Genomic DNA, 13,829 nt, shown 5'->3' on the forward strand with positions numbered 1-13,829 from the left:
CATGAACTCCGCGCGCGCCGCCCTGCCCGGAAGGTGACCGCCGTGTCGCCATGTCCGCCGTCGTGCCGGCTGCGGATCCAGCTCGGGCTCCAGCTGCGGCAGCAGCAGTTCGTAGCCTCTCGCCCGGACCCACCCACCCGGCCCGTCCACCGGACCACCCGGCCGCCCCAGCGGGCAACCGGTCACCATACCGCCCACTCGTCCCTGGAATCCCAGGATTCGCCGGGACGTGATGTTTCAGCGACGCGTTCGCAGCGAACGCACTAACGTCCGGTGCCGCACCAGGAGGCACCATGCGATCCAGCCGTCACATCACGGGAACCGGCCTCGTCGTCGGAGCACTCGCCGTGACCCTCGCCGCGCTGCTCTTCCCCGTCATGTCGTCGCTCCGCGGCGGCGGCACCGCCGGGTCCGGGAGCAGCGGGGCCGGCGGCAACGCCCCGACCGTCGCCACGCAGTACGGCCCGCTGTCCGCGCTCGACAGCGAGTTCGTCGACAAGGTGCGGCTGGCCGGCCTGTGGGAGACACCGGCCGGCCAGCAGGCCCAGGAGCGCGGCACCACGCAGTCGGTCCGGCTCGCGGGCCAGCACCTCATCGCCGGGCACACCGAGCTGGACCGGCAGGTCCGCTCCGTAGCCGCTCAGCTCGGCATTCCGCTGCCCAATCAGCCCAACGACCAGCAGCGGGAGTGGCTCGCCGAACTGTCGGCGGCCACCGGTCAGGACTACGACAGGAAATTCGCGAACATCCTGCGGCTCGCGCACGGCAGGGTCTTCGAGGTCGTCGCCCACATCCGCGCTACCACCCGCAATTCGCTGGTGCGGGAGCTGGCCAACCAGGCCAACGCGACCGTACTCGACCACATCACCGTCCTGGAGGAGACCGGACTCGTCGATTTCGACGCGATCGCCGCGGACGCCGCGGCGGGCACGTCGAGCCCGTCACCGAAGAAATGAGCGATCCCTCATGCACGACCGACCACCCTTCCGTCCCTCGGGGCACCGCCGCCGGCTGAGCGGCACCCGTCTCGTGCTCGTCGCGATACTGGCGCTGCTCGGCTCGGGCGGCGTCTTCGCCCTCGTCACCGGCCCCGCCTCGGCCCACCGCGCGCCGCCGACCGCCACCCCCTCCTTACCCGGCACGTCGTCCCCGGCCTCCACGTCATCCACTGCGACTCCCGGCCCGACAGGCATGCCCCCGGCCTCCCGAGCCGCCGCGGACTTCACCGACATCCGCTCGGTGCGGCCGAACGCCCCGCGGGTACGGGACCGGCGCGGCGCCTCCACCGGCACCTTCATCACCCGCTGCGGCCGCAACACCAACGCCCACCGCAACCCCGACAACTTCATCGTCGCGCCCGGTGTCACCAACGGCGCGCACCACGTCCACGACTACGTCGGGAACCTCTCCACCGACGGCTTCTCCACCAATGAGTCGCTGGCGGCCGCGGGCACGACCTGCGCCCAGGGCGACAAGTCGGCGTACTTCTGGCCGGTGCTGCGGGTCCGTTCCCCGGACAACGCCGCCGACCCGGACCTCAACACCGGCACGATCCTCACCCCTACGTCGGTCTCTCTGCAGTTCCGCGGCAATCCGGCCGCCAAGGTGACCGCGATGCCGCCGTTCCTGCGGGTCATCACCGGTGATGCCAAGGCCCTGACCAACGGCACCGCCAACGCCCGCGCGCAGTGGACCTGCACCGGTTTCGAGGACCGGATCCTCACCGACCGGTATCCGCTGTGCCCGGCCCGCAGCCAGGTGGTGCGCCTTCTCGACTTCCCCAGCTGCTGGAACGGCGTGAGCACCGACAGCGCCAACCACCGCACCCACATCGCCTTCCCCGGCGCCGACGGCCGATGCGCGCAAGGCCTCAAGGCCGTCCCGCAGCTCCGCATGCGGCTGACGTACCAGGTCCCCAAGGGACCGGTGTTCGCCGTCGACAGCTTCCCCGAGCAGCTGCACAAACCGGTCACCGACCATGCCGACTTCACGAACGTCATGCCGGACGGGCTGATGAAGCAGGCTGTCACCTGCATCAACGCCGGCCGCCGCTGCGGCTGACCGGCACGGTCCGGGGCCGGCCGTCCGCTCCGCCAATCCGCGGAATTCCCGGCGGAGTGTCACTACCGCGGGGCGCCATCGCCCTCACCCTGCTGATGGCCGGCGCCGCCGTGGTCCTCTCCGCGGGTGAGCAGGCCGAAGGGGGCAGGGCGCCGGCCTGGTTCACCCTGCCGCTGCTGCTGACCACCGGCTGCTGGATCCCGCGCAGCGGGCGGCGCTCAGCTGAGGCCGGCTGTCGCCCGACCGGAGCCGACAAGAGTGGTCGGTGACGACACCGGCCGCTTGTCCTTTACTTCATCAAGTACCGGCCCAAGGATCCCTTTTGTCGTGCCCTGACAGGAGAGGACCATTTGTGCGATCGATCGCGCTGTACGGCGTCGCAGGAACCCTGGCGCTGAGCGCCCTGACCTTCGCTCCCCCTGGCTCTGCGGCCGAAGGGCCACCGCATGGCGACCGGCAGGCCGAGGCGCGCGGCACTGCCATCGCCGCCCAGCGCGCCGAAGCGGCCGGAGTGAGATTCGGCCGGTGTGCGGCCGCGACCCGGCTGCCCGCCCCGGTCCGGTGCGGCACCGTGTCCGTACCGCTGGACTACGCCCGGCCCGACGGCGAGCTGCTGACTCTGACGATCAGCAGGGTCGCCGCCACCGGACCGGCCGGGGAACGCCAGGGTGCGCTGGTCTACAACCCCGGCGGGCCGGGCGGCTCGGGGTTGTACTTCCCCCTGCTCAGCGTCGTCAAGGCCAAGGCGTACGCCAACGCCGCCCGCGCCTATGACTTCGTGGGCTTCGACCCGCGCGGGGTGGGCCGTTCCGCGCCCATCTCGTGCGAGGCGCCCGCCGAGTTCATCAAGGCTCCCACCCGCGATCCGCAGCCCACGAGCGGCCTCGACAAGCAGGACAGGATCGCCACGGCGAAGGCGTACGCTCAGGGCTGCGCGAGCCGATCCGGGCATCTGCTGCCCTATCTCACCACGCTCAACAGCGCCCGTGACCTGGATGTCATCCGCGCCGCGCTCGGCGAGCGGAAGCTCAGCTACTTCGGCGCCTCCTACGGCACCTACCTCGGCGCGGTGTACGCGACGCTCTTCCCGAGCCATGTGCGCCGCATGGTGTTCGACAGCGTCGTCAACCCCGACCGGAGCCAGATCTGGTACCGCGCCAACCTGGAGCAGTCCGCCGCCTTCGAGATCCGCTGGGCCGACTGGCGCGACTGGGTGGCCCGGCACGACGCCGCGTACCACCTCGGGCACACCGCGGAGCAGGTGCGGGACGCCTACGAATCGGTGCGTGCCGCGCTGGCGGCGAAGCCTGCGGGCGGTGTGGTCGGCCCGGGCGAACTGCAGAGCGCCTACCTCGGCGCGGGGTACTACGACGGCACTTGGCAAGGGCTGGCCGCCGCGCTGTCCGCGTACGTCCACGGCGACCCCCGGCCGCTGATCGCCCGGGCCGCCCCCGACCCCGCGGGGGCCACCGGGAGCGAGAACGGCAACGCCGTCTACACGGCCGTCGAATGCGCCGACGCGCCCTGGCCGCGCGACTGGTTCACCTGGGACCGCGACAACACCGCGCTCGCCCGCACCGCGCCCTTCGAGACGTGGGACAACGCCTGGATGAACCTGCCGTGCGCCTTCTGGCCCGCCCCGCACCGGCAGCCCCTCGAGGTGGCCACGTACGGCCATGAGCTGCCGCCGGTGCTGCTCGTCTCGGCCGAACGGGACGCCGCCACCCCGCACGCCGGTGCCGTCGAGCTCCAGCGCCGGCTGCCCGGTTCCGTGCTCGTCACCGAGCGGGGCTCCGGTTCGCACGGCGTCGTGTACGGCCCCAACGCCTGCGTCAACGACCGCGTCGACGCGTATCTCCTGCGCGGCGAGACAGGAGCGGACCGCACGCAGACGTGCGGTCCGCATCCCGAGCCGAAGCCGTAGCCCAGGCCCGGGGATTTCCGCGGACGGTCAGACGAGCCCGGCCACCAGCTCGCCGATCTCCTTGCGCCGCCCGGTGTAGAACGGCACTTCCTCGCGTACGTGCATCCGTGCCTCGGACGCGCGGAGGTGCCGCATCAGGTCGACGATCCGGTGCAGCTCGTCCGCCTCGAAGGCGAGGATCCACTCGTAGTCGCCGAGGGTGAAGGCCGGGACGGTGTTGGCCCGCACGTCGGGGAAGCCGCGCGCCATCTTGCCGTGGTCGGCGAGCATCCGGCGGCGGTCCTCGTCGGGCAGCAGGTACCAGTCGTAGGAGCGGACAAAGGGGTAGACGCTCACGTATTTGCGTACGGTCTCGTCGGCGATGAACGCCGGGACGTGCGACTTGTTGAACTCCGCGGGGCGGTGCAGCGCCATGTTCGACCAGACGGGGACCATCGCGCGGCCGAGCTGGGTGCGGCGGAAGAGGTTGTATGCCTCCTGCAGCGCGTCCGAGGTCTCCGCGTGCCACCAGATCATGAGATCGGCGTCCGCCCGCAGCCCCGACACGTCGTAGGTGCCACGCACCGTGACGTCCTTGGCGGCGAGCTGCGCGAACAGCTCCTCCACCTCGTCCGCGTAGCCGGAGCGGTCCTCGGGCAGCGCGTCACGCAGCCGGAAGACGGACCAGAGCGTGTAGCGGATGACCTCATTGAGGTCCTTCGCCTTCTTGCCGGCGTTCGGGGCCTTGTCGGGAGCAGCAGTCGAGTCAGTCATGCCGTCATTCTCCCGCGTCCCGCGCGGTGCCCGCAGCCAGGGTCGCAGCCAGGGTCGCGGCCAGCGAGGTCAGCACCTCGTCGGCCGCCTTGCGGGCGCTGGCGATGCAGGCCGGAATCCCCACCCCGTCGTACACCGCGCCGCAGACCGCGAGTCCCGGCAGCTTGCCGACCTGCTCGCGGATCCTGGCGACGCGCCCGACGTGCCCGACCGGGTACTGCGGCAGCCCGCCGTCCCAGCGGGTGACGCGGGCCGAGACGGGCGCCGCCGACAGCCCGATGGCGTCGCCGAGGTCGCGCCGCGACAGCCGGACGAGGTCGGTGTCGTCCCAGGCCAGGTCCGCTTCGTCGCCGTGCCGTCCGACCGAGGTGCGCAGCACGAAGGTGTCGGGCCCCGCCTCGTCGATCCAGCCCCACTTGTGGGTGGAGAAGGTGGACGCCTTGATCGTCCTGCCGTCGACGGGCGGCACCAGGAAGCCGGTGCCCTTCGGCATGCGCAGCACATCGCGCCGCCGGAACGCCATCGTGACCAGCGCCATGCTCGCGTACTCCACCGCCGACAGTTCGGCGGCGGCGACGGGCGACTCGGCAGCCAGCAGCCGGGCGGCGGCCGGGGCGGGCGCGGCGATGAGGACGGCGTCCGCGTCGAGTACCCGGTCGCCCACGGTGACCTGCCAGCCGTGCGCGGTCCGCCGCAGGTCCCTTGCCGGGGCGTCGGTCTCGATCGTCACACCGGCGGCCCGGCATGCCTCGGCGACGGCGACCGGCAGCTGTCCGACGCCGCCGCGGATCCCCATGAAGACCGGTCCGTCCTGGCCGGCCGCCGCCGCGCGCCGCTGGACGCCGCGTACGGCCTCGATGAGGGAACGCCGCGAGCGGGCGGCCTCGAAGAGCTGCGGCATCGCCGCGCGCAGCGAGATCCGGTACGCGTTGCCCGCATACACACCGCCGAGCAACGGCTCGACCAGCCGGTCGACGACCTCGTGCCCGAGCCGCGCGGCGACGAACTCGCCCAGGGCCACGTCCTCGCCGACCTTCGTCCGCGGCAGTACGTGATCGAGCGGCAGCCGGGCCAGGCCGGCGGGCGACAGCAGGCCGGAGGCCGCGAGGGGACCCAGATCGCCGGGGACTCCCATGACATGACCCTGCGGCATGGCCCGCAGCCGGCCGCGGGTCCACAGGGCGGCGCCCGACACGGCCGGCGGTTCCAGCCGGTCGCCGAGCCCGACCTCACGGGCGAGGGCGACCGCCTCCGGCCGGCGCGCGAGCATCGACTCGGCCCCGAGGTCGACGGGCACCCCGGCGATCTCGTCCGCGTACAGCTTCCCGCCGAGCCGACCCGAGGCTTCGAGCACCGTGACCCGCGCACCGCCCCCGGCCAGGAAGTGGGCAGCGGCGAGTCCGGAGACCCCGCCGCCGACGACGATCACATGTCCTGTGCCGCAGTGTGTGTCGGTCATGCCCTCCACTGTCCCACGACCGCACGCGCCGGCATGCGCCCAGTGACGTGGGATCGACACCGGGGAGTGAGCGGACCGGTCAGACTTCGGTGGTGCGGTGGACGAAGTCCACGAGGCGGCTGAGGGCGTCGGGGTCGGTGCTGGGCAGCACGCCGTGGCCGAGGTTGAAGATGTGGCCGGGCAGATCGGTCGCCGAGTACAGCACCTCGCGGGTCTTCGTCTCGACGGCGGCCGTCGGGGCGAAGAGCACCGCCGGGTCGAGGTTCCCCTGGAGCGCCTTGTGGGGTCCGACCCGGCGCGCGGCCTCGTCGAGCGGGACGCGCCAGTCGACGCCGACGACGTCCGCACCGGCCTCGCCCATCAGCCCGAGGAGCTCACCGGTGCCGACACCGAAGTGGATGCGCGGCACGCCGTAGCCGGCGACCGCGTCGAAGACCTTCACCGAGGACGGCATGACATAGCGCCGGTAGTCCTCGGGGGAGAGCGCCCCGACCCAGGAGTCGAAGAGCTGGACGGCGCTCGCGCCGGCCTCGATCTGCACCTTGAGGAAGGCCGCGGTGATGTCCGCGAGCCGGTCGAGGAGGTCGCGCCACAGCTCGGGCTCGCCGTACATCAGCGCCTTGGTGCGCTCGTGGTTGCGGGACGGGCCGCCCTCGACGAGGTAGCTGGCGAGAGTGAAGGGCGCGCCCGCGAAGCCGATGAGCGGGGTCTCGCCCAGCTCGCCGGTCAGCATGCCGATGGCCTCGGTCACGTACTTCACGTCGTCCGGCTCCAGCGTCCGCAGCCGGCCGAGGTCGGCGCGGGTCCGGATCGGCTGCTCGACGACCGGACCGACGCCGGGCTTGATGTCGAGGTCGAGGCCGATCGCCTTGAGCGGTACGACGATGTCGCTGAAGTAGATGGCCGCGTCGACCTTGTGGCGGCGCACCGGCTGCAGCGTGATCTCGGTGACCATGTCGGGCCGCATGCACGACTCCAGCATGGCGGTGCCCTCGCGCAGCTTGAGGTACTCGGGCAGCGATCGGCCGGCCTGCCGCATGAACCACACCGGGGTGTGCGGCACGGACTGACGCCGGCAGGCGCGGATGAACGGGGAAGCAGCGGTCTGCTGGTGCGCACTCACGCCTTGAATCTTCGCACGCGCCGGGATGCGTCCCGCGCGCACGGGTGTTGCTCCACCCGTGGAGGCCGCGGGCGCCCTAGTCTTCCGGGCATGGCAGCGGTTCACGGGCACCTTGCGGACGGGGACGGCGCCCCTCTCCCCTTCCAGCGCGCGGTCGACGCGTTGAGTTCCGCGCGGGTACGTCCCGAAGTGGAGATCGATACGACGACACCGCCCAAGCGACTCGCGTCGTACGCGTACGCGCTGGAGGCGACGGTCGTGGTGGACGGCGACGAGCTGGCCGACGGCCGGCTCATCCTGTTACACGAGCCGGCCGGCCATGAGGCGTGGAACGGTACGTTCCGGCTGGTCACGCTGGTGCGCGCCGATCTGGAACCGGAGATGGCGACGGACCCGCTGCTGCCCGAGGTGAGCTGGTCCTGGCTGACCGGCGCCCTGGAGGCGCGGAGCGCCGGGTACACGGAACCGAGTGGAACGGTGTCGCGCAGTTCCTCGCACTTCTTCGGCGGGATCGCGGAGCGCCCCGATTCGACGGCGATCGAGATCCGGGCGTCCTGGACGCCGAGCGAGGGTACCGGCGGCGTTCCCGATGTCGCCGCGCACCTGGCGGCCTGGTGCGATCTGCTCTGCTCGTGCGCGGGACTCCCGCCGGCCGAGGGGCACGAGCCGCCGGACCGCCCCGGGGGCGGCGTCGTCCCGATGCCCAAGCGCCGCGGCTGACCGTTCACCTCTCCAGCTCACCTCTGCAGCGTGCCGCCGCGTGGCGGCCGCTCGGTGTCCGCGTGTCCGCCCGCGTGCTGACGGCATGGCAGGTGCCAGTGATCTTGTTCGATCGGGCGTCCGATTTGCCGGAATTGTTACTCAACAAATCATGATCTTTCCCTAAAGGCCGGGGCAATTGCTGCCGAAGGAGACTGTGACCCTCTCAGTCCCCCCTTTGCCACAGGAGGCCCGGTGTCAGTTCTTCTCGAGCAGCCCACGAGCCTGGTCGCCTACCGTCCGAACAAGCCGACGGCCATGGTCGTCGTCGCCGACCCCCGCGTACGATCCACCGTAACCCGGCACCTGTGGGCGCTCGGAGTGCGCGATGTGATCGAAGCCTCGTCGATCGCCGAGGCCCGCCCCCGGGTCAGCAGCCCCCGGGACATCTGCGTAGCCGATGTCCACCTCCCCGACGGTTCCGGCCTCACCCTGCTTGCCGAGACCCGCGCGGCCGGCTGGCCGAACGGCCTCGCACTCTCCGCCGCCGACGACATCGGCGCAGTCCGCAACGCACTCGCGGGCGGCGTCAAGGGATACGTCGTCACCGGCACCCGCAACAACCTCGGCGGTATGCCGGGCCGTCCCGGCGCCGCGCCGGTCGGCTCCGCCGGCGCCCGTATGCAGCGCCGCCCGCCCGGCACGCCCGGCCACCCCGGCGGCTACCGCGAGCTCTCCGGCCGCGAGGTCGAGGTGCTCCGGCTGGTCGCGGAAGGCCAGTCCAACAAAGCGATCGGCGTCTCGATGGGCCTGTCCGCGCTCACCGTGAAGAGCCACCTGGCACGTATCGCCCGCAAGCTCGGCACCGGCGACCGGGCCGGAATGGTCGCCGTCGCCCTGCGTACGGGCATCATCCACTAGCGCTCCGGCACCCTCTCGCAACCGCAGCGCCCGTCGACGGAACGTTCCGTCGACGGGCGTTCGCCATACACCGATACCCTTAGGGGGTGACCGACGCCCGAGAGACCGCAACAGAGGCTGCCCCGGCGCCGGTCCCGCTGCTGGACCCGCGCGAGGGAATCCCGCCGGTGACCGCCAGCCCGGAGGCCCTCGCAGATATCGTCGCGGCATTTGCCGCGGGCTCCGGTCCGGTCGCCGTCGACGCCGAGCGCGCGTCCGGATACCGCTACGGACAGCGGGCCTATCTGGTCCAGCTGCGCCGTGCGGGAGCCGGGACCGCGCTGATCGACCCGGTCGGCTGCCCCGACCTGTCAACCCTGGGCGCCGCCCTCACCGACACCGAATGGGTGTTGCACGCCGCCACCCAGGACCTTCCGTGCCTCGACGAGATCGGCATGCGCCCCAAGAGCCTGTTCGACACCGAGCTGGCCGGCCGGCTCGCGGGCTTCCCGCGCGTCGGCCTCGGCGCCATGGTCGAGAACGTCCTCGGGTTCGCCCTGGAGAAGGGGCACTCGGCCGTCGACTGGTCCACCCGCCCGCTCCCCGAGCCCTGGCTGCGATACGCCGCGCTCGATGTCGAGCTGCTGGTCGACCTGCGCGACGCGCTGGAGGAGGAACTGCGGGAGCAGGGCAAGCTGGACTGGGCGCTGCAGGAGTTCGCCGCCATCGCCGCCGCTCCGCCGCCCGCGCCCCGCGTCGACCCGTGGCGGCGTACGTCGGGCATGCACAAGGTCCGCCGCCGCCGTCAGATCGGCGTGGTGCGCGAACTGTGGAACGCCCGCGACCAGGCCGCCCAGGAGCGGGACATCTCGCCGGGCCGGATCCTCACCGACGCCGCGATCGTCACCGCCGCCCTGGAGGGCCCGCCGAATGTGACGGTGCTCGCGACGCTGCCCGGCTTCGGGCACCGGATGGGCCGCCGCCAGCTCGACCAGTGGCAGGCGGCGATCGACCGGGCCCGCGCCCTGCCGGAGCGGGAGCTGCCGCAGCCGGGTCCGGCCTACGCCGGTCCCCCGCCGCCGCGCGCCTGGGCCGACAAGGACCCGGTGGCGGCCGCCCGGCTGTCCGCCGCGCGGGCCGCGGTGAGCGAGCTCGCGGAGGAGCTGAACCTGCCGCAGGAGAACCTGATCACCCCGGACACCGTGCGCCGGCTGTGCTGGGATCCGCCGGACGAGGCCACCGCAGAGGAGGTGGCGGCGGTACTGGCCGGCCATGGGGCGCGCCCGTGGCAGGTCGGGCTGACCGCGCCGATCCTCACCGCGGCCCTGACCGCGCAGGCTCCGGCGGCCCCGGAGGTCCCGGCGGAGTAGCCGCGCCGTATGTGACGTTCGCCGCTCCGGTCGGGGGGACTGTCCCCGTTGGTTACTGGCTAGTAGCATGGGGGCGTAGCCGCAGCCTCGCGCCCAGTGGCAGCGAATCCGCATCTGGAGGAGAGCCAACGTGCCTCGTACCGCTAGGGACGTCGTCTTTGTCGACGGCGTCCGCACCCCGTTCGGCAAGGCGGGCCCGAAGGGCATCTACCACGAGACCCGCGCCGACGATCTCGTGATCAAGTGCATCCGGGAGCTGCTGCGGCGCAACCCGGAGCTGCCCGCCGAGCGGATCGACGAGGTGGCCCTCGCCGCCACCACGCAGATCGGCGACCAGGGTCTGACCCTCGGCCGCACCGCCGGCATCCTGGCCGGCCTGCCCGTGACCGTCCCGGGCTTCTCCATCGACCGGATGTGTGCCGGCGCGATGACCGCCGTGACCACGCTGGCCGGCGGCATCGCCTTCGGCGCGTACGACGTGGTCGTCGCGGGTGGCGTGGAGCACATGGGCCGCCACCCGATGGGTGAGGGCGTGGACCCGAACCCGCGTTTCGTCTCCGAGAAGCTCGTCGACGAGTCCGCCCTGTTCATGGGCATGACCGCGGAGAACCTCCACGACCGCTACCCCGCCATCACCAAGCAGCGCGTCGACGAGTACGCCGTGCGCAGCCAGGAGAAGGCCGCCAAGGCGTACGCCAACGGCAAGATCCAGCAGGACCTGGTGCCGATCGCGGTACGACGCTCCAACCCGGAGGCGGGCGAGACCGGTTGGGGTCTGGCCACGGCCGACGAGCCGATGCGCCCGAACACCACCCTGGAGTCGCTGGCGGGCCTCAAGACCCCGTTCCGCGCCCACGGGCGGGTCACGGCCGGTAACGCGGCGGGGCTGAACGACGGCGCCACCGCGTCGCTGCTCGCCGCCGAGGACGTCGCCAATGAGCTGGGCCTGCCGGTCCGGATGCGTCTGGTGTCCTACTCCTTCGTCGGTGTCGAGCCCGAGGTCATGGGCATCGGCCCGGTCCCGGCGACCGAGAAGGCGCTGGCCCAGGCCGGTCTGACGATCGACGACATCGGCCTCTTCGAGGCCAACGAGGCGTTCGCGGTGCAGGTACTCGCGTTCCTCGACCACTTCGGCATCGCGGACGACGACCCGCGTGTCAACCAGTACGGCGGCGCGATCGCGTTCGGCCACCCGCTGGCCTCCTCCGGCGTCCGGCTGATGACTCAGCTGGCCCGCCAGTTCGAGGAGCAGCCGCACGTCCGCTACGGCCTGACGACCATGTGCGTCGGGTTCGGCATGGGCGGAACGGTCATCTGGGAGAACCCGCGCTGGAGCGAAGCGGCCAACAAGCACAGCGACGGAGGCAGCAAGTGACAACCACCGCCGAGCTTTTGAAGGGTGCGGCCGAGCTGTTCCCCGACGAGGTCGTAACGAGCGCGCATGTGCGCCACCTCGACCTCCCGGGCGCCGGACGCTTCGCGCTCATCACGCTGGACAACGGCCTGGACCACACCAAGCCGACCACCTTCGGCCCGCAGTCGCTGGCCAACCTCGACGCGGCGATCGACCAGGTCGAGGCCGAGGCCGCCGAGGGCACCATCACCGGTATCGGTGTCACCGGCAAGCCGTTCATCTTCGCGGTCGGCGCCGACCTCAAGGGCGTCGAGCTGCTGAAGCGCCACGAGGACGCGCTCGCCATCGGCAAGGGCGGCCACGAGGTCTTCAAGCGGCTCTCGCACCTCGCGGTCCCGACCTTCGCGTACTACAACGGCGCGGCGATGGGCGGCGGCGTCGAGGTCGGCCTGCACTGCGCCTACCGCACCGTCTCGGCTGCGCTGCCGGCGTTCTCGCTCCCCGAGGTCTTCCTAGGTCTCGTCCCCGGCTGGGGCGGCTGCACCCTGCTGCCGAACCTGATCGGCGCGGACCGCGCGGTCACCGTGGTCATCGAGAACTCGCTGAACCAGAACCGCCAGCTCAAGGGCGCCCAGGTCCATGAACTCGGCATCGCGGACGCGCTGTTCGAGGGCGCGGACTTCCTGGAGCAGTCGCTGCTGTGGACCGCCGCCGTGCTGCGCGGCGAGATCGTGGTGGCCCGCCCCGAGATCGACCGCGGCGACGCCTGGGACCAGGCCGTGGCGCGCGGGAAGTCCATCGCGGACTCCAAGGTGCACGGCGCCGCCCCGGCCGCGTACCGCGCGCTGGAGATCATCGCCAACGCCAAGGACGGCGACCTGCAGGCGGGCTTCGACGCCGAGGACACCGCCCTGGCGGACCTCATCATGGGCGGTGAGCTGCGCAGCGGCATCTACGCCTTCAACCTGGTGCAGAAGCGCGCCAAGCGCCCGGCCGGTGCGCCGGACAAGAACCTGGCCCGCCCGGTCACCAAGGTCGGCGTCGTCGGAGCGGGCCTGATGGCCTCGCAGCTCGCGCTGCTCTTCGCCCGCCGCCTCGAGGTGCCGGTCGTGCTGACCGACATCGACCAGGAGCGCATCGACAAGGGCGTGGGCTATGTCCACGGCGAGATCGACAAGCTGCTCGGCAAGCGCCGCATCAAGCAGGACCAGGCCAACCGCCTCAAGGCGCTGGTGACCGGTTCGCTCGACAAGGCCGCCGGTTTCGGTGACGCGGACTTCATCATCGAGGCCGTGTTCGAGGAGATGGGCGTCAAGCAGCAGGTGTTCGCGGAGGTCGAGGCGGTCGCCCCGGCGCACGCGATCCTCGCCACCAACACCTCCTCGCTGTCGGTGACGGAGATGGCGTCGCAGCTGAAGAACCCCGAGCGGGTCGTCGGCTTCCACTTCTTCAACCCCGTCGCGATCCTCCCGCTGCTGGAGATCGTGCGCGGCGAGCAGACCGACGACGCCTCGCTGGCCACCGCGTTCTCGGTCGCCAAGAAGCTCAAGAAGACCGCCGTGCTCTGCAAGGACGCCCCGGCGTTCGTGGTGAACCGGATCCTCACCCGCTTCATGGGCGAGATCCAGAACATCATCGACGAGGGCACCCCCGTCGACGTCGCGGAGCGGGGCATCGAGCCGCTCGGCCTGCCGATGTCCCCGCTGGTGCTCCTGGAGCTGGTCGGCCCGGCCATCGGTCTGCACGTCTCGGAGACGCTGCACCGCGCCTTCCCGGGGCGGTTCACCGTCTCCGCGAACCTGGCGGCCGTGGTCAAGGCCGGCAAGCGTGGCTTCTACGTCTACGACTCCGGTAAGCCGGAGCTGGACCCCGAGGTCGCCGCCCTTCTCGTACAGGGCGACAAGGTCCTCTCCGAGGAGCAGGTCCGCAGCCGGGTGCTGGAGGCCGTCGCGCAGGAGATCGGCCTCATGCTCGACGAGGGTGTCGTCGCCGAGGCGCAGGACATCGACCTGTGCCTGATCACCGGCGCCGGCTGGCCCTTCCACCTGGGCGGGATCACTCCGTACCTGGACCGTGAGGGTGTCTCGCAGCGGGTCAACGGCAAGCCGTTCCTGGCGCCGGGCGTCGCGAGCGTGCCGGCGTAACGCAGGGAGTGAGGCCCCCGCCCGGGGCCGGACCGCACAGAG

General features: G+C 71.8%; 12 protein-coding genes. 9 read left to right on the plus strand and 3 right to left on the minus strand.

The window, feature by feature from the left end; genetic code table 11:
• Window positions 1-293 precede the first annotated feature (293 nt).
• From QMK24_RS24930 to QMK24_RS24945, 4 genes are all read left to right on the plus strand, one after another.
• Complete coding sequence (locus QMK24_RS24930; protein WP_283469009.1) at window positions 294-956, plus strand: DUF4142 domain-containing protein; 663 nt, start codon at window positions 294-296, stop codon at window positions 954-956.
• A gap of 10 nt (window positions 957-966) precedes the next feature.
• A complete protein-coding gene (locus QMK24_RS24935) occupies window positions 967-2,061 on the plus strand; it encodes a DUF1996 domain-containing protein (RefSeq protein WP_349307901.1) in 1,095 nt (364 codons plus the stop codon).
• 56 nt (window positions 2,062-2,117) lie between these two features.
• A complete protein-coding gene (locus QMK24_RS24940) occupies window positions 2,118-2,330 on the plus strand; it encodes a hypothetical protein (protein WP_283469010.1) in 213 nt (70 codons plus the stop codon).
• 83 nt (window positions 2,331-2,413) lie between these two features.
• The gene (locus QMK24_RS24945) at window positions 2,414-3,985 is read left to right on the plus strand and encodes an alpha/beta hydrolase (RefSeq protein ID WP_283469011.1); all 1,572 of its coding nucleotides are present in this window, start codon (window positions 2,414-2,416) and stop codon (window positions 3,983-3,985) included.
• Window positions 3,986-4,012: 27 nt separating this feature from the next.
• On the opposite strand, the gene hemQ is transcribed toward QMK24_RS24945, so the two are convergent.
• The 3 genes from hemQ to hemE all read right to left on the minus strand — a co-directional run bounded on the left by hemQ (window position 4,013) and on the right by hemE (window position 7,347).
• Window positions 4,013-4,738 carry a hydrogen peroxide-dependent heme synthase gene (gene hemQ, locus QMK24_RS24950; protein ID WP_283469012.1) on the minus strand — a complete coding sequence of 242 codons (726 nt, stop codon included), beginning with the start codon at window positions 4,736-4,738 and terminating at the stop codon, window positions 4,013-4,015.
• Window positions 4,739-4,742: 4 nt separating this feature from the next.
• Window positions 4,743-6,197: a protoporphyrinogen oxidase gene (gene hemG / locus QMK24_RS24955; RefSeq protein ID WP_283469013.1), complete on the minus strand. Its 1,455-nt coding sequence runs from the start codon at window positions 6,195-6,197 to the stop codon at window positions 4,743-4,745.
• A 79-nt stretch (window positions 6,198-6,276) separates the two neighbouring features.
• Window positions 6,277-7,347 carry a uroporphyrinogen decarboxylase gene (gene hemE, locus QMK24_RS24960; protein WP_502962608.1) on the minus strand — a complete coding sequence of 357 codons (1,071 nt, stop codon included), beginning with the start codon at window positions 7,345-7,347 and terminating at the stop codon, window positions 6,277-6,279.
• A gap of 63 nt (window positions 7,348-7,410) precedes the next feature.
• On the opposite strand from hemE, the gene QMK24_RS24965 reads away from it, so the two are divergent.
• The 5 genes from QMK24_RS24965 to QMK24_RS24985 all read left to right on the plus strand — a co-directional run bounded on the left by QMK24_RS24965 (window position 7,411) and on the right by QMK24_RS24985 (window position 13,787).
• Window positions 7,411-8,040, plus strand: a complete 630-nt coding sequence (locus tag QMK24_RS24965) for a DUF3000 domain-containing protein (protein WP_283469014.1) — start codon at window positions 7,411-7,413, stop codon at window positions 8,038-8,040.
• Window positions 8,041-8,274: 234 nt separating this feature from the next.
• The gene (locus tag QMK24_RS24970; RefSeq protein ID WP_138354287.1) at window positions 8,275-8,940 is read left to right on the plus strand and encodes a response regulator transcription factor; all 666 of its coding nucleotides are present in this window, start codon (window positions 8,275-8,277) and stop codon (window positions 8,938-8,940) included.
• 86 nt (window positions 8,941-9,026) lie between these two features.
• The gene (locus QMK24_RS24975) at window positions 9,027-10,289 is read left to right on the plus strand and encodes an HRDC domain-containing protein (RefSeq protein WP_283469015.1); all 1,263 of its coding nucleotides are present in this window, start codon (window positions 9,027-9,029) and stop codon (window positions 10,287-10,289) included.
• Between the two features lie 130 nt (window positions 10,290-10,419).
• The gene (locus QMK24_RS24980) at window positions 10,420-11,664 is read left to right on the plus strand and encodes a thiolase family protein (protein ID WP_283469016.1); all 1,245 of its coding nucleotides are present in this window, start codon (window positions 10,420-10,422) and stop codon (window positions 11,662-11,664) included.
• On the plus strand, window positions 11,661-13,787 hold the full coding sequence (locus tag QMK24_RS24985; protein ID WP_283469017.1) for a 3-hydroxyacyl-CoA dehydrogenase NAD-binding domain-containing protein: 2,127 nt from the start codon (window positions 11,661-11,663) through the stop codon (window positions 13,785-13,787). The genes QMK24_RS24980 and QMK24_RS24985 overlap by 4 nt, the downstream gene beginning before the upstream one ends.
• Window positions 13,788-13,829: the final 42 nt, after the last annotated feature.

Source organism: Streptomyces sp. PH10-H1 (genome assembly GCF_030063355.1).
Classification (GTDB): domain Bacteria; phylum Actinomycetota; class Actinomycetes; order Streptomycetales; family Streptomycetaceae; genus Actinacidiphila.

What these genes read in the sequence shown, in the direction of transcription:
- QMK24_RS24935 (WP_349307901.1), top strand. Translation starts at nt 967, where the DNA reads ATGCACGACCGACCACCCTTCCGTCCCTCGGGGCACCGCCGCCGGCTG.
- QMK24_RS24965 (WP_283469014.1), top strand. Translation starts at nt 7,411, where the DNA reads ATGGCAGCGGTTCACGGGCACCTTGCGGACGGGGACGGCGCCCCTCTC.
- hemQ (WP_283469012.1), bottom strand. Translation starts at nt 4,738, where the DNA reads ATGACTGACTCGACTGCTGCTCCCGACAAGGCCCCGAACGCCGGCAAG.
- hemG (WP_283469013.1), bottom strand. Translation starts at nt 6,197, where the DNA reads ATGACCGACACACACTGCGGCACAGGACATGTGATCGTCGTCGGCGGC.
- QMK24_RS24930 (WP_283469009.1), top strand. Translation starts at nt 294, where the DNA reads ATGCGATCCAGCCGTCACATCACGGGAACCGGCCTCGTCGTCGGAGCA.